This is a genomic window from Mesorhizobium sp. M1329 (assembly GCF_040318035.1).
GTDB lineage: Bacteria > Pseudomonadota > Alphaproteobacteria > Rhizobiales > Rhizobiaceae > Mesorhizobium.
In genome coordinates this window covers 1-26,574 of the sequence record NZ_JAMYLN010000044.1, presented here as the reverse complement: position 1 = coordinate 26,574, position 26,574 = coordinate 1, and the positions used below count along the sequence as shown (strand labels likewise).

The following is a 26,574-nucleotide window of genomic DNA, read 5'->3' as shown; positions in this document are numbered from 1 at the left end:
GCCCCTATTGTAGAGTTTTGCTCCTTAATCTGTTGCAGAACATGCCACATGGAAGCACTTTTCTCCATAGTGAAACGGCGTAAATGTCTCGCGCAGCCATCAACCACGGAGCGCGAACCAAATGAGCACCGAAAACAGATCCTGGCAGATGAACGGTTTCGGCCTGTCCAGGTTGAAGCCGGCTGAGGGAAAGCTGCCCCAACCCGGACCGCATGATCTGCTGGTACGCGTCACAGCGGTATCGCTGAATTACAAGGACAGGATGATCGTCGATGGCGTGCTGATACCGGACCTCAGCTTTCCGTTCGTGCCGACATCGGACGCGGTAGGCGAAGTGGTCGCCATCGGCGGCAAAGTCAGCCGCTTCGGCATCGGGCAGCGCGTGCTCGGCCAGGTGATCGCCGACTGGCCGGACGGCGACGCGCCGCCCGTGCTGCACAAGCGTACGTTGGGTTCGTCACTGCCCGGGACGCTGTCCGAGCATGTGCTTTTTCATGAGGATGCCGCCGTGGCGGCGCCGCCGTCGCTCAGCGACGTCGAGGCATCGACGCTGCCGATCGCGGCGCTGACGGCGTGGTTCGCGCTGGTCGAGGCGGCCAAGCCGATCCCGGGCGAAACCGTTCTCATCCAGGGCACCGGCGGCGTGTCGCTGTTTGCGCTGCAATTTGCCGCCGCCTTCGGCCTGCGCGCCATCGTCACCTCGAGCAGCGATGAGAAGCTCGAGCGGGCGAAGGCGCTCGGCGCCTGGAAGGGGATCAATTATCGCAGCCAGCCGGCATGGGACGAGGCGGCGCGCGAACTGACAAACGGGGCCGGCGTCAGCCATGTGCTGGAAATGGTCGGCGGCGACAATGCGCGGTGCTCGCTCAATGCGCTGGGCGCCGACGGCAGGCTGTCGCTCATCGGCCTTCTCGGCCGCATGGAGCTCAGTTTCCCGATCATTCCGTTCCTGCGCAACCGGATCGTCGTACAAGGCATATCGATCGGCCACCGCCGCGCTTTCGAGCGAATGAACCAGGCGATCGAGACGCTCACGATCAAGCCGGTGATCGACAAGGTATTTGGCTTCGACGATGTGCCGCAGGCATTTGAGCGTCTGGAGACAGGACCGTTCGGCAAGATCGTGATCACCGTGCCCTGAGCCCGTTGGGACGAAATGGCTGTCAGACGGGAAGGCCGATTGCGCGCCTACGGCAGTTGCAGCAGGACGCCGATGATGGCCTTGCCGTCGGTGAAATAGGGATCGCCTTCGCCGTTGCGCCCGGTCTTTGTGGCGCCGACGCCTGGTATCTCGCTGGTCGAGATCAGCATGCCGGCTGCGGAGAGGTCGCGCATCAGCGCATCGCGCTCGGCGTCGATGTCGGGGCCGATATGATGGGTGATCGCGCCGGTGTCATGGCTGAGGCCGACGCCGCGGTCGAAGCTTGCCGAGCCAAGCCAAAGCGGCCGGCCGTCGTCTCCGGTTGAATCGGTCTGCCAGAAGCGGACGTGGTGGCGCCGGTCGGCGCTGTCGCCGACCGGTTTTTCGAAGGCGAGGTCCTGGGCGCGGCCTTCGAACAGCAGCCGACTGACCGGCGCGTCGGGATAGGGGCGGTTAAACAGCACGCTTTCGCCGATCTCGATGGCGGTCTTCAGCGTGATGGCGTCTGCCGTATCCCAGCCGGCGACGGCAAAAGCATGGACAAGCTCCTTCTTCGTGCCGACCAGGCCGACATTGATGGGATCGCCCGGAATGCCTTGCGGCGTGTGCGTCACCATCTCGAATTGCTGATTGCGAAAATTGCGATCCCGCAACGTCCAGAACTCAGGCGCGGCGAAATAGGCGAGCGAAAGATAAGCGGCACAGCATGCCACCAACCAGGTCGTTGCACGTCGTCGAAGGCTTCGTTGGGTCAAGAGGCACCACCCAAGCGTCTGCGCATCATCTTAATCGGCGCAGCAGGTCTTGGGCAGGGGCTGCAATCAGCGGCAGGCGCGGTAGCCGTTCTTGCGGTTCTTGATGTCGAAATGGAAATGGTTGCGGTGATCGTAATTGTAGCCGGGGCCGAGCACAGTGGTGAAATACTGACAGCCGTCGGCGCGCACATTGTTGAGGAAGCCGCGTGTGCGGAAGGCGAACAGGCCGGGTTTGCGGACGTCGATGTCGTCGCCATTGTTGAGCTCGATGCTCATTACGTCGAGCGCATTGCCCTTGCCGTGTTCCGACAAAACACCTTCGCCGGCAATCCTGCGGCAGGAATAGCTCGAGCCCTGGTGGATGGTCTTGACGCCTGAGAAATAGCGCCAGCGGGCCGACGGGACGAGTTCGTTCCTGGTCCAGCCGGCAAAGGTGGCGGCCATGTCGCAGGTCAGCGTCGCGGCCGGCTTCATCTCGACGCTGCCGATGGCCGAGATCTTGACCGGATAATCGATTCCGCACTGGCCTTCGTGGATCGGCGCAACGTCGGTGTAGACGACGCCGAGGCGCTTCAGTTCCTTGCGGCAATCGATCTCCGTGGCCGGCATCTGTTCGGTCGGCGACATCGGGTTATCCATACGCGGATAGGCGGCCGTCATATAGGGGTTGGACGGGACGAGGCGCTGCATACCCGAATATTCCGGGCCGGAATCTTGTGGGCCGGAATATTGTGGGTCGGAATTGGGCGGGACGGCAGCGGTCTGGCTGCCGACATCGACGGCCGGCTGCAGCGACAGGACGCTGCCGGTGTTGCAGGCCGAGACCGCCGCAATGGCAAGCAGGGCGGCAAGCCTGCCGGCTATGCGCGCGCATTCTGTGTGCCGCGCAGCGGCAAACGCAGCGCGAAGTAGCCCGGCCATCGGAAGGGTTCCTGTCCCCAGATGGCACAGACTCTAAACCTGAAGAGTAAAGGAAAAATCAGCGGCGCCGTTCACGCCTGCGGCCAAATTGCGGCGCCCGCCATCATTTGCAAAACGTGCCGCCATTGCGGCGCGGTTCGAGGTCGAAGTGGAGATGCAGCGAATGATCGGCATCGCTGCCGGGGCCAAGCACGGTCTTGAACGGCCCGCAGGCCGCCTTGCGCACTGCATCCAGGAATTTCGCGTCCTTCTCTGGCGGCGCTGCACCAACATCGATCTCCTTCCCGTCGGAGAGCGTGAAGCTGGCGATGTCGAGCGCGTTGCCGAAGGCGTGCTCCGACAGTTTGCCGCCGGCGTGGCGCGGGCGGCAGACGAAGGCGGAGGCCTGGCCGATCGATTTGATATCCGTGCCGAACTCGGCCTTTGCAGCAGGCTGGATGACCGAAGCAGCAAAGCGTGCGGCCGCTTCCGCCATCTGGCAATTGAGCTCGGGGTCCGGGCCGATGGCGATGGATTTGCCGAGGGTCTTCAGCACGATCGGGTAAGGGATCGAGCAACCGACCGCCGTATCATGCTCGGGTTTGCGCTCCTCGAAATCGACGCCCATCGATTTCAGCCGCCTGCGGCAGGCCAATTCCTCCGCCGGCATTTCTTTCCCGGCAATGGCAGCCGATCGAGGATCTGGAATGATTTTTTGCTCCTCTTTTTTCTCCCCCGCCTCGGCCGGTTTTTCTGAAGGGTTCAGTGGGCTTGCCGGTGGCTCTGCCTGTGCCGGCTTTTCAGGAGGTTTTGGGGCGGTCGCCGGCGGTTCCGGCTGCTCCGTCTTGGGCTGGCCGTTTTGCGGCTGGCCGTTCCGGGACTGACCGCTTTGCGGCTGAGTGGCCTGGGGCGGCTCAGCCGCCGGGGCATCCGCCGGGCGCGGTTCGGGGACCGGGATCTCGGTTGGTGGCGGCGGAGTGACTTGCTGGTTGAGCTGCGGAACCGGTGCAGTTTGCGGCAGCTCGGGCGCCTTGGCTAAAACGGGTCCCGCCAGCGGCGTAGCCGCAGCGGCCAGCAGCAATCTGCGCATTTTGGAAAAACCTAGCGCCGCCATTACGTCGCAACGGCCAGAATGCAGGGAAGTTGCCTTGGGCGAGGGGGGCGGCCGATCACAATCGGTAACCGCGCCGTCACGCGCCGATCGCTTCCAGGCCTTCCTCGAGCCAGTCGGCCAGCAGCGGCATGCCGAGCAGATATTTTGCCGTGCGCTTGTTGGCGCGCTCGCGGGCGGCAGTCAGCGCGTCCGTCCATTCCGTCGCGTCATAGTCGCCGCGGCCAACCCAGGCCAACGCAATCAGTTCGGCCGCTTCGTCGACATTGAGATCGTCGATCAGCTCGCGCAGTTCTTCTTCGGTGAGATCTTCGGAGCTTTCCTCGGCTAGGCCGTCATGATGGTGGTTGTCGTGCGCGTTGCCGTCGAGCTCTACCTCGTGCTCGGCGCCGTCGGCATAGTCTTCGTTGACGGCGGCACTGAGCGCCTTCGCCTTGAGGATGAACAGGCGCACGGTGTCGGGACCGATCGAAAGCTCCCAGTCTCGTTCAACGCGTTGCTGCACCGGCCGTCTCCCTGCTTCGTGCTCGGTCGGCCCGATGATAGCGGATTTGCAGCGCTCGTCACGTTCTCTTGCGCGTCGGCGTTAATCGTGAAGCATGATTTCCGATGCCCTCCGTTCCCGGGATAAGATGGCCTTCCTGGGAGAGATCGCGGTTTTGAGATAGGATGGCATTTTCCGGGGACGAAACGGCTTCGGCCCGGCGTTAGTGTTGCATTGTCAGGTTCAAAGGAGAGTTCGATGCGCAGACGATTGCTGATTTACGCCATGGCCATCGCCGCCCTGCCGCTGATTGCGGCTCCGGCGTTTTCGGCTGGTGAAGGCGGGGGAGGTGGTGGCGGCGGCGGCGGCAATGGTGGCGGCGGCCAGAGCCAGTGCAAGAAGGGGGAGGCCTGGGACAAGAAGCAGAAGAAATGTGTCTCGCCGAAGCAAGGCATGCTGGACGACGACAGCATCTATGATGCCGGTCGCGCGCTGGCGATGGATGGACGCTATGACGAGGCGATCGCCGTGCTCAGCCTCGCCGCCAACAAGCAGGACCCGCGCATCCTCAATTATCTCGGCTATTCGCACCGCCATTCCGGCCGTGTCACCGTCGGCCTCGGCTATTACGAGGAAGCGCTGCGCATCGACCCGAATTACACGCTGGTGCGCGAATATCTCGGCGAGGCACACCTGCAGATCGGCGATCTTGCCGGCGCCCAGGAACAGCTCCGCGAAATCGAGAAGCGCACGGGCAAGGGATCTCGCGAATACGGCATGCTGTCGGAGCAGATCGATCATTTCATGAGGAGCTGATCCGACCTCCGGACGCTGCTCATAACCGGCTGCGAGCGATCGCAGCCGGTTTTTTGCTGTGCTGGAACGCTGCCCCGAACCCGGAATTTGGCATCACGGCACACCTGACGCGCTCCTTGACGTTAGGTCAGCCGCCCAATCGGTGGATGATTTTCAAAATCCGACTTTTTGGACGTGAAAAACCCGCGAAGATTGCTATATCTTGCAAGATTGTGGTGAGACGGTTCCGTTAGCGAGGCTGCCGGACCGTTTTCTTTTTGTACCATCGACAAGGTCGCTCCCGATCGCGGCGGCGGCGGCAGGAAAGGTCAGGCATTATGAACAAGGTCCCGATGACAGGCGAGGGGTTCGCGTCATTGAAGGAAGAACTGCGCTGGCGCCAGCAACAGGAGCGGCCGCGTATCATCGAGGCGATTTCCGAAGCGCGCTCGCATGGCGACCTCTCCGAAAATGCCGAATATCACGCGGCAAAAGAGGCACAGAGCCTCAATGAGGGCCGGGTCAACGAACTCGAGGACCTGATCGCGCGGGCCGAGGTGATCGACATCACCAAGCTCAGCGGCGACAAGGTCAAGTTCGGCGCCACCGTGGTGCTGGTCGACGAGGATACCGAGGAGAAAAAGACCTACCAGATCGTCGGCGACCAGGAGGCGGACGTGAAGTCCGGCCGCATCTCGATTTCCTCGCCGATCGCGCGTGCCCTGATCGGCAAGGAAGTCGGCGACGCCATCGAGGTCAACGCACCGGGCGGCGCCAGGGGCTACGAGATCGTCCAGGTGCAGTTCATCTAGGACCTTTTGATAATTCTACTCTGGCGGCCGACTAGCGCGGTTTTCTGCGCTTCCGGTGCTCACGTACTTTAAGTACGCTCCGCTCCGGTTCTCGAAAACCACGCTATTCGACTCGCCAGAGCGAATTCTGAAAAGGTCCTATGCAGCGCCTTGTAATTTAAGCGCCAGCAATCTCTCTGCTTCCGCCATCACCTCCGGCGGCGTGACGCTGCGGCCGGACTTGGCCAGCAGCGTCGATGAGAACGGCCCGCGCGGGCCGGTCAGGCCTGGCTCAGTGGCGAGGAATATAGCTACCGTCGGCAGGCCGAAAGCGCTGGCGAGATGGGTCAGGCCGGTGTCGGCGCCGATCACCAGCGTCGAGCCGCCGATGACTGCGGCGATCTCGGCAAGCGGCGACCTGGGAAACACCACGGTCTGCGAGACGGCGCCGGCGATCGCCTCGGCAACTGCCTTTTCCCGGTCGTCCGACCATGTGGTGACCGGTGTCATTCCCTTGTCCACCAGCAGGCGAGCGGTTTCGATCCAGTCCGCGACCGGCCATTTCTTGTCCTCGCGGCTGGTACCGTGCAGCAGGAAGGCGGTCTTTTCACCGGCAAAAATCGACCTTCCGGCTGGCGGCACGATGCCCGATTCCAGCCGGGAAAAGTCCGGCTCGTAGCCGAGCGCCAGGGCGAACAGCCGCCTCGTGCGCTCGATGGCATGCAGGCCGCGCGGCACGGCGTAGCGGTGGCCATAAAACAGGCTCGCCGAAGGCTCGCGGGCGCTCGAACGGTCGAAACCGGCGATCGGCGCTGCCGCCAGCCGCGCCACCAGCGCCGATTTCAGCAAGCCTTGTGCATCAAGGACAAGGTCGTAGCGGCAATCGCGCAAGGCGCGGCGCAAGCCGAGCACTTCCCGCCACGTGCCGGGCTCGAGCAGCTTCCTGCGCCAGCGCCGGATCGCCACGCTGTGGACGGTTTGGATGGCTGGATGCAGCGCCACGATGCCGGCGAAGGCCTCTTCGACGCACCAGTCGAACGACAGGCCCGGCCGGGCGCGGCGTGCATCCTCGATCGCCGGGAAGGTGTGGATGACGTCGCCCATCGACGACGTCTTGACGATCAGCACCTTCATGCGGCGGCCGGCATTTCCAGCAGCCGCTCCGCCGCCGCCACGACGCGTCCGACCTCCAGCGTCTTCAGGCAGTTGAGATGACCGAGCGGGCAGATTTTTTTGTGGCAGGGCGAACAGGACAGGCCGAGCCAGACCAGTTCGCGACGCTCGGCGAGCGGCGGCGTGTTCTCAGGCGATGTCGAGCCGTAGACGGCGACGACCGGCGTGCCGACGGCGGCGGCGACATGCATCAGCCCGCTGTCGTTGGAAACGGCGAGCCTCGCCGCCGCGATCAGGTCGATGGCATCCTCGAGCCTTGTCTGGCCGGCGAGATCGACCGCGCCCGGCGCCAGCGCGGCGATTTCCGCCGTCACCCCAGCGTCGTTCTTCGATCCGAACAGTGCGACGCCAAACCCTTTCGCCATCATCTCGCGGGCAAGCCCGGCATAGTGTTCGCTCGGCCACCGCTTGGCCGGGCCGAATTCGGCGCCGGGCATGAGTGCCACGAATTTCCCCGGCGTCAGCCCGAAACGGCCAAGCAATGCTGCCTGGTTGGTTTGATCGACGGCAAGCTTCGGGGCCCGGAAGGCGCCACCACGGGCAAGGCTGAAATAGGCCTGCGCGGTGCGCCGTTTCAGGCGGTCGGGCAACGGCACGATGTCGGTCAGAAGCCCGTAGCGCATTTCCTTGAGATGGCCGACACGGCGCGGAATGCCGGCAAAAAACGGGATCAGCGCCGATTTCCAGCTTCCCGGCAGGACAAAGGCCATGTCGTAGCGGCCGCGCAGCAGGCGGCCGAAGCGCCTTCGGATGCGGAATTCGAACGCGCCGGATTGCAGCGGCAGGTCGATCTGCTGGCGGATTTCAGGCATGCGCTTGACCAGCGGCGCTGCCCAGGCCGGCGCCAGCACGTCGATCGCGGCGTTCGGATGAAGCTCCCTCAGCGCCGAGAACAGGCACTGCGCCATCACCATGTCGCCCACCCAGCGTGGGCCGATCACGAGGATCGTTGGGCTTTCAGCCATTCGACATAGTCTCTGACGCCGGTTTCCACTGTGCGGAACTGGCCATTGTAACCGGCTGCGCGCAAGCGGGACATATCAGCTTGCGTAAAGCTCTGGTAGCTGCCCTTGAGGTGGTCAGGAAACTCGATGAATTCGATCTGGCCCTTGCCGAGCGTATCGATCACCGTTTCGGCAATAGCGCGGAACGGCTGGGCCTTGCCTGTGCCGCAGTTGAAGATGCCGCTCGAGCCGCGTTTCCACAGCCACAGATTGACGTCGGCGACATCGCCGACATGGATGAAATCGCGGCTCTGCTCGCCGGGCCCGAAATCGCCATAGGCGCCAAACAGCTTCGGGTTCTGGCCTTGCTCGACCTGGTTGAACAAATGGAAGGCGACCGAGGCCATGGCGCCCTTGTGCGCCTCGCGCGGTCCGTAGACGTTGAAATAACGCAGGCCCGCCACTGGCGAATGGTCGGTATCGAACACGGTACGGCGGACATAGTCGTCGAACAGCTTTTTCGAATAGGCATAGACGTTCAGTGGCCGCTCGTATTGCGGCTCCTCACGGAACTCGGCGCCGCCGCCATAGACGGAAGCGGAGGAGGCATAGAGGAAGGGCACGCGCAGCGCCAGGCAGGCGTGCAGCAGGCGCTTCGAATAGGTGTAGTTGACCTCCATCATGAACTTGCCGTCCCATTCGGTGGTGGTCGAGCAGGCGCCCTGGTGGAAGACCGCCTCGATGCGGCCGAGGTCACCGGCCTCCATCCGCGCCAGAAAATCGCCCTTGTCGAGATAGTCGGCGATCTCGAGATCGGCGAGGTTGGCGATCTTGTGGCCGTCGGTGAGGTCGTCGACGACGAGGATATCGCTGAAACCGTCGGCGTTGAGCGCGGCGACGATGTTGGAACCGATCATGCCGGCGCCGCCCGTGACGATGATCATGAAAGCCTCTGGTACCTTTGTGCCGGTTGTAGCCCTTGTGGGATTCTGGCCTTATAGGGGAGGCGGGCCGGGCTGTCGACAAAGCAGGTGGCGGGGCGGCCGGATGAGCGCCATAGTGACGCCGCAAAGGTCACGTTTCAGTCGGCCTGCCGGCCGATCGGCGACAGGAGCAAGGTAATGCCGTCAACCGAACTGCTTGTCGCCTTTTTCGCCACGACGGCGATCTTCGCCTATATCCCCGGTCCCGCCATGCTCTATGCCGCCGCGCAAACCATGGCGCGCGGCCGCTGGTCCGGCCTGATGGCGGCGCTCGGCATCCATCTTGGCGGCTACGTTCATGTCTTCGCCGCCGCCGTTGGCCTGTCGGTGCTTTTCCATGCCGTGCCGGTGCTTTACATGGCGGTCAAGCTGGTCGGTGCGCTGTATCTGATCTGGCTCGGTGTTTCGTTGTTTCGCGCCAAGGCGCAAGGTGACGTTGTCTTGCCGGGAATTCAGCCGAAATCCGCCCGCCGCGCCTTTTTCGAGAGCGTTGCCGTCGAGGTGCTCAACCCAAAAACGGCGATTTTCTTCATGGCGTTCCTGCCGCAATTCATCGATGCCTCGGCAGTCTTTCCGGTCTGGCTGCAGTTCGTCGTGCTTGGAACGATCGTCAATTTGATGTTCTCGTCGGCCGACATTGTTTGCGTGATACTGGCCGGCGCGGTGATCGCCAGGCTGCGGCAGTCGAGCCGGGCGCAGCGCCTGATGCGGCGCGCCGGCGGTGCGGTGCTCGTCGGGCTGGGCGTGCATGTCGCGTTGCAAAAAAGCTGACGCACTGTCTCGCCGCCGCGATCGGTCAAACCCCCGGCGTTGCGTCGGCTGAAATTGCGGTATATCGGCATCGCCATGAACGGCCGGCCCTGCCAATCGAATTTCCCGTCACTGAAAATCGGCCCTCCCGCGCGTTGACATGATCAAGCTGCCCTCTCCCGAACCTCTTCACCGCGCCATTTCGCGCTTCGGCAGCGCCACCGTGCTGGTGGTTGGCGATTTCATCCTCGACCGTTTCGTCAACGGCGTGATCGAGCGCATTTCGCCGGAAGCGCCGATCCCCGTGCTGCACGGGCGCGGCGAAACGCTGGCGATGGGCGGTGCCGGCAATGTCGTCGCCAACATCGTTTCTCTCGGCGCTGCCGTCATACCGGTCTCGGTGATCGGCGCTGACGAGGCCGGCAAGAACGTCATGCGCATGCTCGGCGAATTTCGCGTCGACACCGGCGGGCTGGCGCAGGATGCCGATCGCATGACCTCGTCCAAGAGCCGCTTCAGCGCGCTCAACCAGCAGGTGCTGCGTTTCGACGAAGAGGAAATCAAGCCGCTGGGCGATGCCGAGCGCGCGACATTGGTCGGGCATTTTCGCGAAGCGCTGGCGCGCGCCGACATCGTCATCCTGTCCGACTATGGCAAGGGCGTGCTGCTCGACGGCGTCGCCGGCGAACTGATCTCGATCTGCCGGGAAGCGGGCAAGCCGGTGCTGGTCGATCCGAAGGGCAGCGACTATGCGCGTTATGCCGGCGCGACGGCAATCACGCCCAATCGCAAGGAACTCGGCGAGGCGGTCGGCCGCGCAGTATTTGCCGACGACGAGATCGAGGCGGCGGCGCGCCGGCTGATTTCGGCGCACGGTTTCGATTTCGTCGTCGCGACGCGCAGCGAAAAGGGCATGAGCGTCGTCGGTGCGGACGACGCCCGCCATATCGCCACGCAGGCGCGCGAAGTGTTCGACGTTTCGGGCGCGGGCGATACGGTGATCGCGACCTTCGCGCTGGCGCTGGCGGCAGGGGCGGATCGCGTCATGGCCGGATCGATCGCCAACGCCGCCGGCGGCGTTGTGGTCGGCAAGCGCGGCACCGCGCGGCTGACGATCGAGGAACTCACCGGTGCGCTGTTTCGCTCGCACGGCCCGGTTGCCCACAAGGATGCCATCCTCGATGCCGCCGCCGCGGCGCGGCTGGTGGCGGGCTGGAAAGACGAGGGCTTGAGCGTCGGTTTCACCAATGGCTGTTTCGATATTCTGCATGCGGGCCATGTCAGCCTGTTGCATGCGGCGCGCAGCCAGTGCGACCGGCTGGTGCTCGGCCTCAACAGCGATGCCTCGGTGCGCCGGCTGAAAGGGCCGGGGCGCCCGGTCAACGACCAGCATGACCGGGCCTGCGTGCTGGCAGCACTTGCCTCGGTCGACGCCGTCGTCATCTTCGAGGAGGATACGCCGCTTTCGCTGATCGAGGCGCTGAGCCCCGACATACTGGTCAAGGGCGCCGACTATACGGTCGATCAGGTGGTTGGCGCCGATGTGGTGCAGAAGGCCGGCGGGCGCGTCGTGCTGGTCGACCTCGTCGCCGGCAAGAGCACCACCGGCACCATCGGTAAACTACGCGCCGGGAACTGAGGGTTTCATGTCCGAACTGAACGATTACCTGGCCCGCTCGGCGGCCGCGATCTCGGCAATGGTCGAGCGCGACCTGACCCGCGAGATGGAGCGGGCGGTCAGCGCCGTCGTCGCCGCGCTTTCGCAGGGCAAGGCGCTGCTGATAGCCGGCAATGGCGGCTCGGCCAGCGACGCCATCCACATCGCCGGCGAGCTGGTCGGCCGCTTCCTCAGGGAGCGCAAGGCCTACAACGTCATCGCGCTGCCGGCCAACGCGGCGGTGCTGACCGCCTGGGGCAATGATTACGGCTTCGACACGGTGTTTGCACGCCAGGTCGAGGCGCATGGCGCGGCGGGCGCCGTGCTGCTCGCCATCTCGACCAGCGGCAATTCGCCAAGCATCCTCGCCGCCGCCCAACAAGCGCGCATGATGGGCATGACGGTGATCAGCCTGACCGGGGAGACCGGCGGCAAGCTGAAGCCGCTCTCCGACGTCCTGCTCAGCGTACCCTCGACCTCGACGCCGATCATCCAGCAGGGGCATTTGTGCCTCTACCACCATCTCTGCGAAATGGTCGAAACGCGCCTCTGCGACGTGGGGTGATCGGGCATTCGGAGTTGATGCCGTCGGCGAAGCTGCAATCTCCCCCCGCGGGGGAGATGGCCGGCAGGCCAGAGGGGGGTGCTGCCCCTCCGACCTGTCAAGCAATTACAGCAATCCTCGGCCAACGGGCTGATTTGGGTAGGTAGAGAGTCGAAATCGGACGTTTGGCGATCCGTCACACCCCCCTCTGCCCTGCCGGGCATCTCCCCCGCAAGGGGGGAGATCGGCAAATTCGTCGAGGCCGCCACATTTTGTTCTTGCTTTGTGCCGGCAGCTATGCTACTAATTTGGGTATGGTGATGATTCCCACCGACGACCCGCCCGCCGAGGCGGGTTTTTTTGTTTCCGGTTTTTGTCTCTCAGGCGCTTTGCCTGGTCTCTCAAGCTGAAAACGCCACCAGCCGTTCATCCTTAACCCGGCGGATGGTCAGCGCGGTTCGCACCGTATCGACATTTGGGACCGAGGCCAGTTCCTCAATGACGAAGGTCTGGAAGGCGCCGAGATCGCTCGCCACGCAATGCAGCAGGAAATCGGACTCGCCCGACACCATCCACGCCTCGCGTAAGATCGGCCAGCCGCGGGTGCGCTCGGCGAAGGTCTTGAGCTCGGCGTCGGCCTGATGAAGTCAGGATTTTTGCGTCATCCAGCGGCGAAAAAGCCGGCCATCGATGATGAGCAGGCTCGCAATGATCAATGTCATCCCCGCGAACTCGAACGGCTCCAGCCTTTCCCCGAGAAACACCGTGCCAAGCAGGATCGCGCTGGCAGGCACCAGAAGCGTCACGAGGGAAGCGTTTGTCGCTCCGGCCGAGGCGATCAGGTTGAAATAGAGGATGAATGCCAGCGCCGTCGTGAAGACCGCGAGAACAGCCACTGCCGCCCATATGGGGACGCTTGACGTCACGATCGCCTCCGGACTGTAGAGAAGGAAAACGATCGGTAACATGACTATGGTGGAGGCAGTGAGTTGGCCGGTCGCCACCACAGATGGCTTCATGTTCTTGAAACGTTTGGCGTAGACGACGCCGAAGCCGTAGGAGATGGCCGCCCCGATCACGGCGAGCTTCGCCCAGGCAGGGCCACCAAGATTGGACAGCAGCCCGGGGCCGATCATGAGGGCGGCTCCGGCGATTCCGAGCCCCACTCCCGCAAGCTTGGTCGCCGACAATTTCTCATCCGCCGTCAGCAGGTTTGCAACGAGGATCGTCCAGAGAGGTGTTGTTGCATAGAAGATAGAGGCAAGACCCGCACCAATCTCGGTTTGTCCTGTGAAGATCAGGGAGAATGGAATCACGTTGTTGAGCAAAGCCAGGCACAGGAAGGGGCCGGGCCTCGCCAGTGCGGGAGCGAAGGAAATGCCGCGCGTCCTCAGCCATAAATGCAGGACCAAGGCGGCGATCGACACCCGATAAAGGACAAGGGCAAGTGGCGGGATCTCGGCTACCGCGATGCGCGCGAAGAAGAAGGTGCCGCCCCACAGAAAACCCAGAAGCAGCAACTGCCCCCAGTCGCTTGCCGACATTGAGCGTGTCAGTGCTGTCGTGCTCAACGCTTCGCCTGTCTAATTTCGGAGTGTAAGTGCAGACGATAATATGAATTAAACTGGCAATTATATTGGAAGTTTTACCTAAATCGATCAGATTTATTAGAATATTAATATTGGAATTAATATTATAGGTGTTTTAGAATTCCTATTGTCGAATATCAAAGCTTCGGTTGCTGTGGTCCCGATCAGGCATTGAACGCCACTAAACCTTCATCCTTGACCCGGCGGATGGTCAGCGCGGTTCGCACCGTGTCGACATTGGGGGCCGAGGCCAGTTCCTCGATGACGAAGGTCTGGAAGGTGCCGAGATCACTCGCCACGCAATGCAGCAGGAAATCGGATTCGCCCGACACCATCCAGGCATCGCGCACGATCGGCCAGCCGCGGGTGCGCTCGGCGAAGGTCTTGAGCTCGGCGTCGGCCTGGTGATGCAGGCCGATCAGGCAGAAGGCGACGACGTCGAGGCCGAGCGCCGGTGCGTTGAGCAAAGCGCGGTAGCCGCGGATGATACCGGCCTCTTCCAATCGCCGGACGCGGCGCAGGCACGGCGGCGCCGAAATGCCGACGCGGCCCGACAGTTCGACATTGGTCATGCGTCCGTCCTGCTGAAGCTCGCGCAGGATCTTCCAGTCGATGGCATCGAGATCGGCCTTGATCGGCATGGTGGCTTCCGTGGTGACGCGAAAGAATCTTTCGCGACTTTGTAGTTAAACGACTTTGCTGTCTATTCCATCCGCTGGATCGAGGATTTTCGCATCATCTTGCTGGGGGTTGCTTGTCGCCGTCGCCGTCGCCGAAGCTTTCCGGGGACGAACGGCAACTTGCCTTGCTGGCGTCGCAGGCAACACTTACATTACGCGCAACAATCGACGAGAGTTCATGCCACAATCCATGGCTGCTCCCCGCAGAGGTTTTTCATGATCACCAAGCACGCGCCTGTTCTCATCATCGGCTCCGGCCCCGCCGGTTATACGGCGGCGATCTATGCCGCCCGCGCCATGCTCAAGCCGATGCTGGTCGCCGGCCTGCAGCAGGGCGGGCAACTGATGATCACCACCGACGTCGAAAACTATCCGGGCTTCTCCGAACCGATCCAGGGTCCATGGCTGATGAGCGAAATGCTCAGGCAGGCCGAGCATGTCGGCACCGATATCGTCAACGACATCATCACCGAGGTCGACCTCAACGTGCGGCCGTTCCGCGCCAAGGGCGATTCTGGCACGATCTATACCGCCGACGCTCTGATCATCGCCACCGGTGCCCAGGCGAAGTGGCTGGGCATCCCGAGCGAACATACCTTCATGGGGTTTGGCGTTTCGGCCTGCGCCACCTGCGACGGCTTCTTCTACCGCGGCAAGGATGTCGCGGTGATCGGCGGCGGCAATTCGGCGGTGGAGGAAGCGCTCTATCTCTCCAACCTGGCCAAGAGCGTCACCGTCATCCACAGGCGCAGCGATTTCCGCGCCGAGCGCATCCTGCGCGAGCGGCTGCTCCAGAAAGACAATGTCCGCGTCATCTGGGACACGGTGGTCGACGAGATCACCGGCCGGCCCGGCAAGGCGCCGCTGCCGCCTTCGGTCGAAGGGCTGAAGCTGCGCAACGTGGTGACCGGGCAGGAGATGCATCTGGTGGTCGACGGCGTGTTCGTGGCGATCGGCCACGCGCCGGCGGTCGAGCTGTTTGCCGGCAAGCTGAAGCAGAAGCCGAACGGCTATCTGTGGACGGCGCCGGATTCGACCCGCACCGACATGCCGGGCGTGTTTGCCGCCGGCGACGTGACCGACGATATCTACCGCCAGGCGGTGACGGCGGCGGGGCTCGGTTGCATGGCCGCGCTCGAGGCGGAAAAATATCTGGCAGGGATCGAGGTTCACCGCGAAGCGGCGGAGTGATTGTTCGACAAGCGGCTGAGAAGAGCCGCGCAAAAGCCTGATTTTTCATTCAGACGCCATAACAGGCGGACGCCAGAAAACAGGACGAGGGGAAATCATGGCGTTGGATTGGGACAAGCTACGCGTGTTTCACGCCGCAGCGGAAGCGGGGTCGTTCACCCATGCCGCGGAAACACTGCATTTGTCGCAATCGGCAATCTCCCGGCAGGTCAGCGCGCTCGAGCATGATGTCGGCGTGCCGCTGTTCAATCGCCACGCCCGCGGCCTGGTGCTGACCGAGCAGGGCGAGATGCTGTTCCGCACGGCGCACGACGTGCTGATGAAGCTCGAAACCATCAAGTCGCGGCTGACCGAAACCAAGGACCGGCCCTCCGGCGTGCTCAGGGTGACGACCACGGTCGGCCTCGGCGCCGGCTGGCTGACCGAGCGCGTGCAGGAATTCATCGAGCTCTATCCCGAGGTCAGCCTGCAGCTCATCCTGGCCAATGAGGAACTCGATCTCACAATGCGCCAGGCCGACTGCGCCATCAGGCTGCGCCAGCCGCAGCAGCCGGACCTCATCCAGCGCCGCCTGTTCACAGTGCATTTCCATCTCTACGCGGCGCCATCCTATGTGAACAAATACGGCAAGCCGAATTCGATCGCCGAGCTGAAGACCCATCGTATCGTCACCTTCGGCGTGCCGGTGCCGGCGCATCTGTCGGAACTGAACTGGCTGGAGACGGTCGGCGATTTCGAAGGCGGGCAAAGGGTGCCGACGCTGCAGATCAACGACATCCTGTCGATCAAGCGGGCGGTGCAGGGCGGCGCCGGCATCGCCATGCTGCCCGATTACGTGGTCAGCAAGGATTCCGGGCTGGTGCAGTTGCTGCCCGAAACCGAAGTGCCGTCCTTCGATACCTATTTCGCCTATCCCGACGCGATGAAGAACCAGGCGAAGCTGCATGTCTTCCGCGATTTCATCATCGCCAAGGCGCGCAGCTGGTCGTTTTAGCCTCTAGGAGCGCGCCGACTTTTCCGAGCAACGCCGGCGATTGACGAAAGCTCGGTGAAAGCGTCCTTCTCCCCGTCACTGTAGATGGCGGCAGCCAGATTAGGGGCGGCACCAGCCTTTGTCGTACTTGGCTTGGCTCGGCGATGGGCAGTCCTGATATGTTGCGCCGCCCCTCATCGCCCTGCCGGGCCCTTCTCCCCGTATAGTGACGGGAGAAGGGGGCCGTATCGCCGGTTTCGCCAATTGTCGGCGTCCAGAAATTACCCGCGCCAAGGTGTCAGGCGGGGAAGCCAGCCTGGTACGGCGCGGCGGTAGGCCTCGTATTCGTCACCGTAGCGGCGGACAAGCGTCGGTTCCTCATATAGTTTCACGAAGGAGATCATAGCGGCCGCGGCGATGACTAGATAGGCGGCGACCGTCCGGCTGGAAAACAGCAGTGCCTGGCCGAGGATGATCGACAGCACGGCGACGTACATCGGGTTGCGGACATGGCGGTAGATGCCGCCGACGACCAGCCTTTCGGTCGGCGCGACCGGGGCTGGCGTACCCAGGCCCTCCAGGGCAAACCGGGCAAAGGCATGCAGCAGCACGGCTGTGCCGGCGATAACCAGCAGCCAGCCCACAGGAACGAAACCGGGCAGTCTCGACCAGGGCAGGCCATAACGGTCGGTCAGCAGCCAAGGCAGCAGTCCGGCGACCACGCCGGGCGCTGCAGCAAGGAAGATGACGCTACCGGCGATCGCCGAAGCGGCCCGCATGTAGGTCTCCTTACGGGCGCGCCCTTGAACGGTCTCCCGCAACACGCTTCAGGTCTTGTCCGGCATGTAACCCAAACCGCTGCACCCTCAGCTCAAGCTCGATGGCGGGCTTTTGGGCGGCATGCACCAGCAGCGTCTGGCTGCCGAAAAAACAAACGCATGCTGCACGATTCCACGTCATCCTGCGTTTTTCGACTTTCAGAGCAGGAATCGCTGCTGATTCGCGGCTGTGGATCGATTTTTGCCTTGCCGCACGCCGTATTTCAGCGATTCAACTGGTCCTATTGCGCTTCAGGACCGATTAGACCACAGCCGGCGCCTTTTTGCATGTGTGTGTTGCAAAATAGATGCTTGTTTCTTGGGCATGAAGAGCACATATATAGCTCATCTCCTGAGCGCGTTCTCCTCCCATTAGCGCTCTCGAGTGTTCCCCTCTGGAGGTTAGCCTTAACAGGCACTTCCAATCAAACTCAGCCGGGTCTTCATTGATCCGGCTTTTTTGTTGCCCGAAACCAACACATCGCCAGAAAATCGGCCGGAACGGTCGCGTAACAGTGACATGTAACCTCGGGTAACATGCCGCGGGCGCGCCAAATCGATTAAGAAGAGCATAGGACGCGGTGTGGCTCGTCCGGGGGATGGGGGCATCACTCGGACGATCCGGGCTCAGGCAGCTACCGCGTCCGAACCTTCCTCCGCCGCCGGGCACCGGCGGCAAGTATGCGGCGGACCTGCCGTTTCGCCTCCCACGAAGACGGTCCGCAACGAAACGGCGCCCGAATGATCCGGGCGCCGTTTCCTTGTTTGAAGCATGTCGTTATCGCAAAACCGCTGCACACTTTTGCGCGACATGCATTAGCGTTCTTGCCGCAAGCTGCCGTTTCAGGCGGCCTTGCCGTTGGCGTTCAGCGCTTCGTCGGCCAACCGGCCGGTGAGTTCGGCCATGTGGTCGAAGACGGCCCGATAGCTGGCGACACCCGCCGTGGCCGAGCGCAGCTCGATGATGAGGTCGCCGATCTCGGCCTGCGGCATGGTCGCCTCGACGACGTCCCATCCCGGCCAATCCGGCCGCGCGTCGTAGCCGAGGATCTGGCCGCGCCGCTGCGGGATCAGCGCGATGATCTTCGACGTCGCATCAGACGGCGTGACGATCTCGACCTTCATCACCGGTTCGAGCAGCACCGGCGAACAGGCGGCCATGCCTTCCTTCATCGCCAGCTTCGCCGCCATCTGGAAGGCCATGTCGGAGGAATCGACCGCATGGTAGGAGCCGTCGGAAAGGTTGACGGCAACATCGACGACCGGGAAGCCGAGCGGGCCGGATTTCAGGTAATCGCGCACGCCGGTCTCGACCGACTGGATGTAGGTCTTCGGGACGACGCCGCCGGTGATCGTATCGGTGAACTGGAAGCCTGACCCGCGCGGCAGCGGCTTGATCTCCAGCACCACGTCGCCGAACTGGCCGTGGCCGCCCGACTGTTTCTTGTGGCGGCCGCGCTGCTGCGTCGCTTTACGGATCGTCTCCCGATAGGGCACGGCCGGCACATGGCCTTCGACCGGGATCTGGTTCTTGCCTTCCAGCCGCTCGCGCACGACGCGCAGATGCATCTCGCCATGACCGGAAAGCACGGTTTCGGCGGAATCCTGGTTGTGATGCAAGTTGAGCGAGGGATCTTCCTCGGCCAGGCGCTGGATGGCCGCCGACATCTTGACCTCGTCCTTGCGCTCCTTCGGCCGTAGCGCGAAGGCGAAGACCGGTTGCGGCGGCGCCAGCGTGACCAGCGGCTTGATGCCGCCCTTGGTCGAGCTCAGCGTCTGGCAGGTCCTGACGGCGTCCAGCTTGCCGAGCGCCACCGTGTCGCCGGCCTTGGCCGAAGTCAGCTTGACCTGGTCCTTGCCGAGCATCTTGTAGATGCCGGAGACCTTTGCTGTCTCGCCGGTGGGAAGGAACAGCTCGGCGGCGTCGGCGACCTGGCCGGACAGGATGCGCGACACCGACAGCTTGCCGCCATGCGCGGTGTGGATGGTCTTCATCACCTGGACCACGGTGGCATTGCCATCGGGAGCGCCGAGGCGCTGGCGCGTCGCTTCGATGTCGGGTGCGTCGTGACGGATGGCCTTCAACAGGCGCAGCACGCCATTGCCCTTCTCGGCGGTGCCGATCAGCACCGGTGTCACCGTGCCGTCGCGCAGATCTGCGGCGAGGTCGTCGAAGATCGCGTCCTTCGGCGGTTCGATCTCGTCCAGCAATTGCTCCATCAGGCGGTCGTCATGGTCGGCGAGCGTCTCCAGCATGGAAAAGCGCGCCTCGAGCTCGCGCGCCTTGTCGTCGCTCGGGATCTGGGCGACCTCGCTCTCGGCATATTCGCGGTAGATGTAGGCACGCTCCAGAGCAAGGTCGATCGAGCCTATGACGACGCCGTCCTTGCGCAGCGGGATCTGGCGCAGCAGCAGAGGCACCGAGCTTGCCGGCTGCAGCATCTTCAGCGTGTCGCGTACGCCTGATATCGCCTTGTCGACCTTGTTCAGGAACAGCATGCGCGGCACGCCGAGATCGTCGAGCTTGCGCATGATCAGCTGCAGGGCAGGGATCTTCTTCTCGTCGGCCTCGGCAACGACCACGGCGACGTCACAGGCGGCCAGCACCGGCTCGGCTTCGAAGGAGAATTCGATGGAGCCGGGACAATCGACGAAGGTGAACGGCTCGCCCATGAAATCGGTGGTGGCGAAGGTCGCCTCGACGCTCATGCCGTGAGCGCGCGCCTCGGGCGAATGATCGGAAACGGTATTTCCCGACGAAACGGGATTCTGGCGGGGAATGGCGCCTGTACGGGCGAGTATGGCTTCGAGAAGTGTCGTCTTACCGCTTGCGAAGGGACCGACTATGGCAATGCATTTCGGTCCCGTGCGTCGTCCTCCGGCGCGAGTACCCATGGCTGACCTCCACTCAGGCGTTTCCCTGTGAGCGGCGGCCGGCCTGTCGGCCGTCGCGGGCGAGGCTTTTTTCAATTTGCCACCTACCCAAAAGGCATCGTCCCACGGGCAGGCCGGGAGGGCAAGGGATTTGAAGTTGAAGGGATTTGAAGTTGAGGGGCTGGGTTCAGCCGGTGCCGGTTAGGCGCGACGCCAGCGGCGTTGCGTCGACGCGCTGCACCGCCACCGTCTCGGCAAAGCGCGCGAGCAACGGATTGAACAGGTCCGCACGCTCCCAGAAAGGCGCATGCCCGGCACCGGGAATGATGTGGCAATGCTCCCACAACGAGCCGTAGGCGAGCGTCTCAAAATAGCCGAGCCGGACGAACGGGTCGTTCTCGCCATTGACGATGGCCACCGGAAATGCCGCCTGCTCGACCACCTGTCTCTGGTCGGCGCCCTTGCCGGTGAGCATGCCGCGCGTCACGGCGGCGCGCAGCCGGCCGTCGGTGCGCAGGATGGTTTTGCGGAAGGACGGATCGGCGGTGTCGCCGAAACACAGCGTCTCGAAGCGCTCGGCATCGCGTTCGGAATAGGTCTTTTTGGACGCCAGCAGCATGTCCCAATGCGCGTGGAAGCCGCGCAGCATGCCGAAAGGGCCCTTCGATACCGGCGGCGCGCCGGTCAGCATCAGCCCGCCGACGGCGCGGTGGAAACTCGCGAGTTCGATTGCCACGTGCCCGCCAAGCGACCAGCCGAAGACGACGGCGCGGCCGATCCCCAAGGCGTCGAGGAGCTGAGCCGCTGATTGGGCAAGGCCGGCGATGGTGTAGTCCGTCGCCGGATCGCGGGCGTCCGAGGATTCGCCATGGCCGGGCAGGTCGAAGGCAATCAACCGATGGGCAGCGGCCAACGGGCTGTCGAACTGGCGGGCGAATACGGCGCGCGAACTGCCCGAGCCGTGGATCAGGACAAGCGGGATGCCGGGTCCCGACGACTGGCTGAGGCGCAAATCCGCGTGCGGCGTGCGGATCGTGCGGTGGGAAACGGCCATATCTGGTTGGACCTTGGGATTGTCTCCAGGTCAACATCGCATGCCGAGGTCACCATGTTGTTTAGAACGGTGGTTAAGAAATGATTTCTCGGTTTCTGCCGGGTATGATGACCGAATCCACCACAGCTAACCCCCGGAGCCTGATGATGGAATCCACGCTTGACCTTCTCGTCTCGATCAGCAGCATCGCGACGCTCGGCCAATATGCCTGGTCGATGCGCGGGCATTTCCAGTCGCCGAGCATGTCCCAAGGCGCGATGATCATTTCGGCCGTCGTGGTCGGCACGGCGCTGTTCTTCCTTGCACTGCTGTGGATCGAGCGGCAACCGGTTGCAGCGAAGATCGGCGGGCTCGCCATCCAACTGGCAAGTACGGCGCTGTTCTGGTGGGCGATCTCGGTCTCCCGCAAGGCGCGCCTGCGTTTCGCGTTCGATCCGGACAATCCTGACAGCCTGGTGACCGAAGGCCCCTATTTCCACCTCCGCCATCCGTTCTACACGTCCTACATCATCTTCTGGATCGGATGGGGTATCGCGACCTGGTCGGTCTGGGCGGTGGTGCCGGTCGCCGGCATCGTTACGATCTACGTGATCGCAGCCCTGGACGAAGAGCGAAAATTTTCGCGGACAAGGTTGGCCGATGCCTACGACGCTTACCGCACGCGGACCGGCCTGTTCTGGCCGCGCCTTGCCCGTAGCCGGCAGGAGATGCAGCCGGCATCGGACGAAAGTGGTAGGCTCTAAGACACTGGATTGGATCGAGGACTTGCTACGATGAAGATTATTGCCTGCGGCAGCGTGCCGACGATTGTTGCGCCGGAAAAATACTTCACTGGCCGGGTTTTGCAGACGCCGATCATCGAGAAAGAGGCGCCGGCGCGGCTACGCGCCACGCTGGTCAGCTTCGAGCCCGGCGCCCGCACCCACTGGCACACGCATCCGCTCGGCCAGACGCTCTATGTCACGTCCGGTGCCGGTCTCGTGCAGAGCTGGGGCGGGCCGATCGAGGAGATCACGGCCGGCGACGTCGTCTCCTTTGCGGCCGGCGAAAAGCACTGGCACGGCGCCGCGCCGAAATCAGCGATGACCCACATCGCCATGCAGGAGGCGCTCGACGGTGTGCACGTCGACTGGCTGGAGAAGGTCAGCGACGAGCAGTATGGCGGCTGAATGGTCTCAGGCCAGCGAGGCGGTAAAGCGCTGGATGCGCGTGCAGGCCTCTTCGAGCAGAGCCTCCGACGTGGCGTAGGAGATGCGGAAGTTCGGGCCGAGGCCAAAGGCCGAGCCGAAAACAACCGCCACGCCCTCGGCCTCGAGCAGTTCCGAGCAGAAGGTTTCGTCGCTGTCGATCACCTTGCCGCTCTTGGTCTTCCTGCCGATCAGCTGGGCACAGGAGGGATAGACGTAGAACGCACCCTCCGGCGAGGGACAGGTGATGCCGCGCGCCTGGTTGAGCATCGAGACGACGAGATCGCGCCGGCCCTGGAAGATCGCCTTGTTCTTCGGGATGAAATCCTGCGGGCCGTTCAGTGCCTCCACCGCCGCCCATTGGGCGATGGTGCAGGCGCCGGAGGTCTGCTGGCCCTGGATCATGTCCATCGCCTTGATCAGCGGCACCGGGCCTGCCGCATAGCCGATGCGCCAGCCGGTCATGGCATAGGCCTTCGACACGCCGTTCATGGTCAACGTGCGCTCATAGAGTTTAGGCTCGACCTCGGCGATGGTCTTGAAGACGAAGTCGCCATAGGTCAGGTGCTCGTACATGTCGTCGGTCAGCACCCAGACATGGGGATGCTTCAACAGTACGTCTGCCAGGCTCTTGAGCTCCGCTTCGGTATAGGCGGCGCCCGAGGGGTTCGACGGCGAGTTCATCAGCAGCCATTTGGTGCGCGGCGTGATCGCCTTTTCCAGCACGGCCGCCGTCAGCTTGAAGCCGTTCTCGATCGAGGTGTCGGCAAAGGCCGAGGTGCCGCCGCAGATCGCCACCATTTCAGGATAGCTCACCCAGTAGGGCCGCGGGATGATCACCTCGTCGCCGGGGTTCAGCGTCGCCATGAAGGCGTTGAATAGGATCTGCTTGCCGCCGGTGCCGACGATGGTCTGCTCCGGCCGGTAGTCGAGGTTGTTCTCGCGCTTGAATTTTTTCGCGATCGCATCGCGCAGCGGCACGATGCCGGATACCGGCGGGTATTTCGTCTCGCCGCGGCGGATGGCCTCGATCGCGGCGTTCTTGATGTTGTCGGGGGTGTCGAAGTCCGGCTCGCCGGCGCCCAGCCCGATCACGTCGCGGCCGGCGTTTTTCAGCTCGCGCGCCTTCTGCGTCACCGCGATGGTCGCGGAAGGCTTTACGCGGGAAAGGACGTCGGCAAGAAAGGCCATGACAGATATCTCCAGAACGACCGGCGCGGCGAAGGCGCCGCGGCGCCTCTCATGTCGCATCATCTGGTCAAGCGCAAGCCCAGCGCAGGCATTGTCGAATGAGCCAGCGCGCAACACCGGCAACGATAAATTCATCAACGATCGGTAAAAGCTTGAACGGCAGGACCGTAGCCGGTCCGCCAGTCTCGCACAGCGAGGAACCGTGACGCGCAGCATCGGGCTTGCCCATATCATCCGCCATGACGACGGCACCGCCAGCGGTGTCTGGGGGGTCTATACGCTGCAAAGCGCGTTCCAGCCGATCTTCGCCTTCAACAAGGGCAAGCTTTCCGTCGTCGCATTCGAGGGGCTGATCCGGCCGTTCCGCGAAGGCGAGCCCCAGCCGCCAATGAGTTTCTTCAACAGCTGTCCGGCGGTCGACCGCCTGCATATCGAGGCGCTGACACGGACGCTGCACCTTCTGAACGCCGGCGCCTGCCTGCCGCGAGACGCCTCCATCTTCATCAACTTCGATCCATCGGTGTTCACCGACCGCAGCATCGCCGACAAGGCGCTGCGCGACATGCGGCTGGTGCTGCACGAGGCCGACATCGATCCGCGCCGCGTCGTCTGCGAGGTCACCGAGCAGAAATCGGCGTCGCAGGAAACACTCTACAATTTTGTCGAGGCGCTCAGGGGCAATGGTTTGCGCATTGCCGTCGACGATTACGGCGCCGACGAGTCCGACATCAATCGCATCAAGGAACTCAGGCCTGACATCGTCAAGTTCGATGCCGACTGGATCATGACGCTGATGGAATCCGGTGCCGGCTTCGCCTTGCTGACCGCCATGGTGACAAGCTTCGAAGAGCAAGGCATCCGCACGGTGTTCGAGGGCATAGAGACGGGCTGGCAGCTCGAGCTCGCCGAAAAGTCGGGCGCTTCGATGGTGCAAGGCTATGTACTGGCGCGCCCCGAGCTTGCGCCGACCAGCTTCCGCGTCTTCGAAAAGAGCGGGCAGGCGGCCGCGGTGCCGGCCGATACGGAGAAGGTGGCCACCGCCGTTTCGCCATCGCGGCGGCCGATGCGAGCCTTTGGCCGCAGGGTGGCATCGTGACCGGGCGGGCAGACATGCGGCGCAAGGTCGGCGAGGCGATCTTTGCCGACGAGGTCGGCATCGAATATGGCGTCTACGGCGCATTCCGGCTGAGGAGCGCCTACCAGCCGGTCTTCGCGCCGCGCGGCAGGTTTCTCGCCGCCGTCGCGGTCGAGGGACTGATCGAGCCGCATCGTGCAGGCAGGCCGGTGGCGCCGCAAGTCTTCTTCGAAGGTGTGCCGGCAGCGGATCGGCTGTTTGTCGAAACCATGTGCCGGGTGCTGCATTTGCGCAACTTCCGCAACATCGGCCTCGACGGGCTCGACCTGTTCTTCAACTACAATCCGCTGATCAACGATGACCCCGCACGGGCGTTGGCCGAAATCAGGCTGATGACCAGGCATCTGGCGGATTTCGGCCTGCATCCCGGCATGCTGGTCTGCGAGATCACCGAGCAGGCCGCCGGCGATAAGGTGCTTGTCAGCCTGGCGCGTGAGATGCGGCGCGACGGCGTCCGCATCGCCATCGACGATTTCGGCACCGGGCATTCTACCGAAGAAAGGGTAGCGCTGGTGCAGCCCGACATCGTCAAGATCGACGGCACCTGGTTCGCCGAATTCTGCCGCCATGCCGCCGCTGAGCGGTTTTTCCGGCCGCTGGTTTCGACGCTGCACGACCGCGGCGCCAAGGTGCTGGTCGAAGGCGTCGAGAACGCCACGCACCTGCGCGTCGCACTGGATGGCGGCGTCGACCTGCTGCAGGGCTTTTACCTCGCCCGGCCGGCGCTGGCCGGTACACTGTTCGACGAGGAGCCGCTGTCGATCGACAGGCTGCTCGGCAGGGATAGCAACGTCATCCCCTTGTTCGGATGAATGCATCAGCGGCGCTGATGGTTACGCCAAAACAAATCACTGGATGAAGCCGCCGCTGCCGCGATAGAGGCTGGATCAAACCCCGAGACGGGTGGTTGCGAGCAAGGGGAGCACCGATGATACTCTATGGAATGATCGACAGCGGCAATTGCTATAAGCCGCGCCTGTTGATGGCCAAGCTCGGCATCGCTTTCACCAATGTCGAGGTCAGTTCGCACACCGGCGACACGCGCAAGCCCGACTATGTCGCGAAAAACCCGAACGCCATGGTGCCGCTGCTCGAACTCGACGACGGCCGCCGGCTGGCCGAATCCAATGCCATCCTGCTCTATCTCGCCGAAGGCACGCGCTTCCTGCCGTCGGACAGATATGAACGCGCGCTGGCCTATCAATGGCTGTTCTTCGAGCAATACAGCCACGAGCCTTATATCGCCGTGCGCAGAGCGCTGCTGACCTTCCCTGAAAGAGCGAGGGACGCGACGCCCGAGCGGCTGGCGATGACGCTGGAGCGCGGCAACAAGGCGCTCGGCGTCATGGACAAGCACCTGGCCGGGAGCAGCTTCTTCGCCGGCAATGCGCTCAGCGTCGCCGACATCGCGCTCTATGCCTATACGCATACGGCCGAGACGGGCGGCTTTCAGCTCGACGCTTATCCGGCGGTCGCCGCCTGGCTGAAAAGGGTCGAGGCCGACCCGGGGCATGTGCCGCTGGAGTGGGTAGGTTGAGTGCAACTCGCCAATCTTGCTGAGCAACATTGGGCCGAGCAACGTCGCCGATTGGCGAAAACTTCGGCGAAGGCGTCCTTCTCCCCGTCACTATACGGGGAGAAGATGGCGGCAGCCAGATGAGGGGCGGCGCCAGCCTTTGTTGTGACATCGTGCTTGGCTTGGCGAAGGGCAGTCCTGATACGTTGCGCTGCCCCTCATCGCCCTGCCGGGCACTTCTCCCCGTATAGAGACCTATCGGATTCACACATTTTGCAGATTGAGTTTGGTTCCGTACTTGATGGCGTGGAATTCGGCGAGGCCGATGCGCATGACCT

At 63.3% G+C, this 26,574-nt stretch carries 26 protein-coding genes and 1 pseudogene; 13 read left to right on the top strand and 14 right to left on the bottom strand.

The window, feature by feature from the left end; all coding sequences use genetic code 11:
• Positions 1–121 precede the first annotated feature (121 nt).
• Complete coding sequence (locus NKH21_RS29615; RefSeq protein WP_352869402.1) at positions 122–1,141, top strand: zinc-dependent alcohol dehydrogenase family protein; 1,020 nt, start codon at positions 122–124, stop codon at positions 1,139–1,141.
• Between the two features lie 47 nt (positions 1,142–1,188).
• Here the strand turns inward: NKH21_RS29615 and NKH21_RS29610 are convergent, their stop codons facing one another.
• From NKH21_RS29610 to NKH21_RS29595, 4 genes are all read right to left on the bottom strand, one after another.
• Positions 1,189–1,896 carry an LssY C-terminal domain-containing protein gene (locus NKH21_RS29610; protein ID WP_352869400.1) on the bottom strand — a complete coding sequence of 236 codons (708 nt, stop codon included), beginning with the start codon at positions 1,894–1,896 and terminating at the stop codon, positions 1,189–1,191.
• Between the two features lie 66 nt (positions 1,897–1,962).
• Complete coding sequence (locus NKH21_RS29605) at positions 1,963–2,817, bottom strand: extensin-like domain-containing protein (RefSeq protein ID WP_352670609.1); 855 nt, start codon at positions 2,815–2,817, stop codon at positions 1,963–1,965.
• 103 nt (positions 2,818–2,920) lie between these two features.
• Positions 2,921–3,466 carry an extensin-like domain-containing protein gene (locus NKH21_RS32900; RefSeq protein WP_502911923.1) on the bottom strand — a complete coding sequence of 182 codons (546 nt, stop codon included), beginning with the start codon at positions 3,464–3,466 and terminating at the stop codon, positions 2,921–2,923.
• 520 nt (positions 3,467–3,986) lie between these two features.
• A complete protein-coding gene (locus tag NKH21_RS29595) occupies positions 3,987–4,412 on the bottom strand; it encodes a DUF3775 domain-containing protein (protein ID WP_254819248.1) in 426 nt (141 codons plus the stop codon).
• Positions 4,413–4,649: 237 nt separating this feature from the next.
• Between NKH21_RS29595 and NKH21_RS29590 the strand changes: the two genes are divergently transcribed.
• Positions 4,650–5,207: a tetratricopeptide repeat protein gene (locus NKH21_RS29590; protein ID WP_254819249.1), complete on the top strand. Its 558-nt coding sequence runs from the start codon at positions 4,650–4,652 to the stop codon at positions 5,205–5,207.
• 317 nt (positions 5,208–5,524) lie between these two features.
• A complete protein-coding gene (gene greA, locus NKH21_RS29585) occupies positions 5,525–5,998 on the top strand; it encodes a transcription elongation factor GreA (protein WP_352670616.1) in 474 nt (157 codons plus the stop codon).
• A 138-nt stretch (positions 5,999–6,136) separates the two neighbouring features.
• Here greA and waaC read toward each other — a convergent pair whose 3' ends face one another.
• From waaC to rfaD, 3 genes are read right to left on the bottom strand one after another with little or no spacing between them, the layout of a single operon-like run.
• On the bottom strand, positions 6,137–7,111 hold the full coding sequence (gene waaC / locus NKH21_RS29580) for a lipopolysaccharide heptosyltransferase I (RefSeq protein ID WP_352869395.1): 975 nt from the start codon (positions 7,109–7,111) through the stop codon (positions 6,137–6,139).
• Complete coding sequence (waaF, locus tag NKH21_RS29575; RefSeq protein WP_352869393.1) at positions 7,108–8,115, bottom strand: lipopolysaccharide heptosyltransferase II; 1,008 nt, start codon at positions 8,113–8,115, stop codon at positions 7,108–7,110. The genes waaC and waaF overlap by 4 nt, the downstream gene beginning before the upstream one ends.
• Positions 8,088–9,038, bottom strand: coding sequence for an ADP-glyceromanno-heptose 6-epimerase (gene rfaD / locus NKH21_RS29570; protein ID WP_352670623.1), 951 nt, complete (start codon positions 9,036–9,038; stop codon positions 8,088–8,090). Before rfaD ends, waaF begins: the two co-directional genes overlap by 28 nt.
• 177 nt (positions 9,039–9,215) lie before the next feature.
• On the opposite strand from rfaD, the gene NKH21_RS29565 reads away from it, so the two are divergent.
• From NKH21_RS29565 to NKH21_RS29555, 3 genes are all read left to right on the top strand, one after another.
• Entirely contained in the window at positions 9,216–9,848 is a 633-nt protein-coding gene (locus tag NKH21_RS29565; protein WP_352670626.1) for a LysE family translocator, read from the top strand.
• Positions 9,849–9,987: 139 nt separating this feature from the next.
• Entirely contained in the window at positions 9,988–11,466 is a 1,479-nt protein-coding gene (rfaE1, locus tag NKH21_RS29560; protein WP_352670629.1) for a D-glycero-beta-D-manno-heptose-7-phosphate kinase, read from the top strand.
• A gap of 7 nt (positions 11,467–11,473) precedes the next feature.
• Positions 11,474–12,049, top strand: a complete 576-nt coding sequence (locus NKH21_RS29555) for a D-sedoheptulose-7-phosphate isomerase (RefSeq protein ID WP_352670631.1) — start codon at positions 11,474–11,476, stop codon at positions 12,047–12,049.
• Between the two features lie 380 nt (positions 12,050–12,429).
• Here NKH21_RS29555 and NKH21_RS29550 read toward each other — a convergent pair.
• From NKH21_RS29550 to NKH21_RS29540, 3 genes and pseudogenes are all read right to left on the bottom strand, one after another.
• Positions 12,430–12,672, bottom strand: a pseudogene (locus tag NKH21_RS29550) (Lrp/AsnC ligand binding domain-containing protein); the annotation flags it as partial.
• A gap of 3 nt (positions 12,673–12,675) precedes the next feature.
• Positions 12,676–13,572: a DMT family transporter gene (locus NKH21_RS29545; RefSeq protein ID WP_352670634.1), complete on the bottom strand. Its 897-nt coding sequence runs from the start codon at positions 13,570–13,572 to the stop codon at positions 12,676–12,678.
• A 209-nt stretch (positions 13,573–13,781) separates the two neighbouring features.
• The gene (locus tag NKH21_RS29540) at positions 13,782–14,258 is read right to left on the bottom strand and encodes an Lrp/AsnC family transcriptional regulator (RefSeq protein ID WP_352670636.1); all 477 of its coding nucleotides are present in this window, start codon (positions 14,256–14,258) and stop codon (positions 13,782–13,784) included.
• Between the two features lie 255 nt (positions 14,259–14,513).
• On the opposite strand from NKH21_RS29540, the gene trxB reads away from it, so the two are divergent.
• Complete coding sequence (trxB, locus tag NKH21_RS29535) at positions 14,514–15,488, top strand: thioredoxin-disulfide reductase (protein ID WP_352670639.1); 975 nt, start codon at positions 14,514–14,516, stop codon at positions 15,486–15,488.
• A 97-nt stretch (positions 15,489–15,585) separates the two neighbouring features.
• Positions 15,586–16,482, top strand: coding sequence for a LysR family transcriptional regulator (locus NKH21_RS29530; protein WP_023678345.1), 897 nt, complete (start codon positions 15,586–15,588; stop codon positions 16,480–16,482).
• Between the two features lie 260 nt (positions 16,483–16,742).
• Here NKH21_RS29530 and NKH21_RS29525 read toward each other — a convergent pair whose 3' ends face one another.
• The 3 genes from NKH21_RS29525 to NKH21_RS29515 all read right to left on the bottom strand — a co-directional run bounded on the left by NKH21_RS29525 (position 16,743) and on the right by NKH21_RS29515 (position 21,207).
• Positions 16,743–17,240, bottom strand: a complete 498-nt coding sequence (locus tag NKH21_RS29525; protein WP_352670642.1) for a methyltransferase family protein — start codon at positions 17,238–17,240, stop codon at positions 16,743–16,745.
• 882 nt (positions 17,241–18,122) lie between these two features.
• Positions 18,123–20,174 carry an elongation factor G gene (locus tag NKH21_RS29520; protein WP_352670645.1) on the bottom strand — a complete coding sequence of 684 codons (2,052 nt, stop codon included), beginning with the start codon at positions 20,172–20,174 and terminating at the stop codon, positions 18,123–18,125.
• Between the two features lie 166 nt (positions 20,175–20,340).
• Entirely contained in the window at positions 20,341–21,207 is an 867-nt protein-coding gene (locus NKH21_RS29515; RefSeq protein ID WP_352670648.1) for an alpha/beta fold hydrolase, read from the bottom strand.
• 146 nt (positions 21,208–21,353) lie between these two features.
• On the opposite strand from NKH21_RS29515, the gene NKH21_RS29510 reads away from it, so the two are divergent.
• Entirely contained in the window at positions 21,354–21,950 is a 597-nt protein-coding gene (locus NKH21_RS29510) for a methyltransferase family protein (RefSeq protein WP_352670650.1), read from the top strand.
• Between the two features lie 30 nt (positions 21,951–21,980).
• Positions 21,981–22,376 carry a (R)-mandelonitrile lyase gene (locus NKH21_RS29505; RefSeq protein ID WP_352670653.1) on the top strand — a complete coding sequence of 132 codons (396 nt, stop codon included), beginning with the start codon at positions 21,981–21,983 and terminating at the stop codon, positions 22,374–22,376.
• A gap of 6 nt (positions 22,377–22,382) precedes the next feature.
• On the opposite strand, the gene NKH21_RS29500 is transcribed toward NKH21_RS29505, so the two are convergent.
• Positions 22,383–23,585, bottom strand: coding sequence for a pyridoxal phosphate-dependent aminotransferase (locus NKH21_RS29500; RefSeq protein ID WP_352670666.1), 1,203 nt, complete (start codon positions 23,583–23,585; stop codon positions 22,383–22,385).
• A 202-nt stretch (positions 23,586–23,787) separates the two neighbouring features.
• Between NKH21_RS29500 and NKH21_RS29495 the strand changes: the two genes are divergently transcribed.
• The 3 genes from NKH21_RS29495 to NKH21_RS29485 all read left to right on the top strand — a co-directional run bounded on the left by NKH21_RS29495 (position 23,788) and on the right by NKH21_RS29485 (position 26,257).
• On the top strand, positions 23,788–24,681 hold the full coding sequence (locus NKH21_RS29495) for an EAL domain-containing protein (protein ID WP_352670656.1): 894 nt from the start codon (positions 23,788–23,790) through the stop codon (positions 24,679–24,681).
• A complete protein-coding gene (locus NKH21_RS29490) occupies positions 24,678–25,532 on the top strand; it encodes an EAL domain-containing protein (protein WP_352670658.1) in 855 nt (284 codons plus the stop codon). Before NKH21_RS29495 ends, NKH21_RS29490 begins: the two co-directional genes overlap by 4 nt.
• Positions 25,533–25,648: 116 nt before the next feature.
• Positions 25,649–26,257 carry a glutathione S-transferase family protein gene (locus tag NKH21_RS29485; RefSeq protein ID WP_352670661.1) on the top strand — a complete coding sequence of 203 codons (609 nt, stop codon included), beginning with the start codon at positions 25,649–25,651 and terminating at the stop codon, positions 26,255–26,257.
• The last annotated feature ends 317 nt before the right edge of the window (positions 26,258–26,574 follow it).

Coding starts and splice junctions, on each gene's coding strand:
- NKH21_RS29615 (WP_352869402.1), top strand. CDS start 122: ATGAGCACCGAAAACAGATCCTGGCAGATGAACGGTTTCGGCCTGTCC.
- NKH21_RS29605 (WP_352670609.1), bottom strand. CDS start 2,817: ATGGCCGGGCTACTTCGCGCTGCGTTTGCCGCTGCGCGGCACACAGAA.
- NKH21_RS32900 (WP_502911923.1), bottom strand. CDS start 3,466: ATGCCGGCGGAGGAATTGGCCTGCCGCAGGCGGCTGAAATCGATGGGC.
- NKH21_RS29590 (WP_254819249.1), top strand. CDS start 4,650: ATGCGCAGACGATTGCTGATTTACGCCATGGCCATCGCCGCCCTGCCG.
- greA (WP_352670616.1), top strand. CDS start 5,525: ATGAACAAGGTCCCGATGACAGGCGAGGGGTTCGCGTCATTGAAGGAA.
- waaC (WP_352869395.1), bottom strand. CDS start 7,111: ATGAAGGTGCTGATCGTCAAGACGTCGTCGATGGGCGACGTCATCCAC.
- waaF (WP_352869393.1), bottom strand. CDS start 8,115: ATGGCTGAAAGCCCAACGATCCTCGTGATCGGCCCACGCTGGGTGGGC.
- rfaD (WP_352670623.1), bottom strand. CDS start 9,038: ATGATCATCGTCACGGGCGGCGCCGGCATGATCGGTTCCAACATCGTC.
- NKH21_RS29565 (WP_352670626.1), top strand. CDS start 9,216: ATGCCGTCAACCGAACTGCTTGTCGCCTTTTTCGCCACGACGGCGATC.
- rfaE1 (WP_352670629.1), top strand. CDS start 9,988: ATGATCAAGCTGCCCTCTCCCGAACCTCTTCACCGCGCCATTTCGCGC.
- NKH21_RS29555 (WP_352670631.1), top strand. CDS start 11,474: ATGTCCGAACTGAACGATTACCTGGCCCGCTCGGCGGCCGCGATCTCG.
- NKH21_RS29545 (WP_352670634.1), bottom strand. CDS start 13,572: ATGTCGGCAAGCGACTGGGGGCAGTTGCTGCTTCTGGGTTTTCTGTGG.
- NKH21_RS29540 (WP_352670636.1), bottom strand. CDS start 14,258: ATGCCGATCAAGGCCGATCTCGATGCCATCGACTGGAAGATCCTGCGC.
- trxB (WP_352670639.1), top strand. CDS start 14,514: ATGATCACCAAGCACGCGCCTGTTCTCATCATCGGCTCCGGCCCCGCC.
- NKH21_RS29530 (WP_023678345.1), top strand. CDS start 15,586: ATGGCGTTGGATTGGGACAAGCTACGCGTGTTTCACGCCGCAGCGGAA.
- NKH21_RS29525 (WP_352670642.1), bottom strand. CDS start 17,240: ATGCGGGCCGCTTCGGCGATCGCCGGTAGCGTCATCTTCCTTGCTGCA.
- NKH21_RS29520 (WP_352670645.1), bottom strand. CDS start 20,174: ATGGGTACTCGCGCCGGAGGACGACGCACGGGACCGAAATGCATTGCC.
- NKH21_RS29515 (WP_352670648.1), bottom strand. CDS start 21,207: ATGGCCGTTTCCCACCGCACGATCCGCACGCCGCACGCGGATTTGCGC.
- NKH21_RS29510 (WP_352670650.1), top strand. CDS start 21,354: ATGGAATCCACGCTTGACCTTCTCGTCTCGATCAGCAGCATCGCGACG.
- NKH21_RS29505 (WP_352670653.1), top strand. CDS start 21,981: ATGAAGATTATTGCCTGCGGCAGCGTGCCGACGATTGTTGCGCCGGAA.
- NKH21_RS29500 (WP_352670666.1), bottom strand. CDS start 23,585: ATGGCCTTTCTTGCCGACGTCCTTTCCCGCGTAAAGCCTTCCGCGACC.
- NKH21_RS29485 (WP_352670661.1), top strand. CDS start 25,649: ATGATACTCTATGGAATGATCGACAGCGGCAATTGCTATAAGCCGCGC.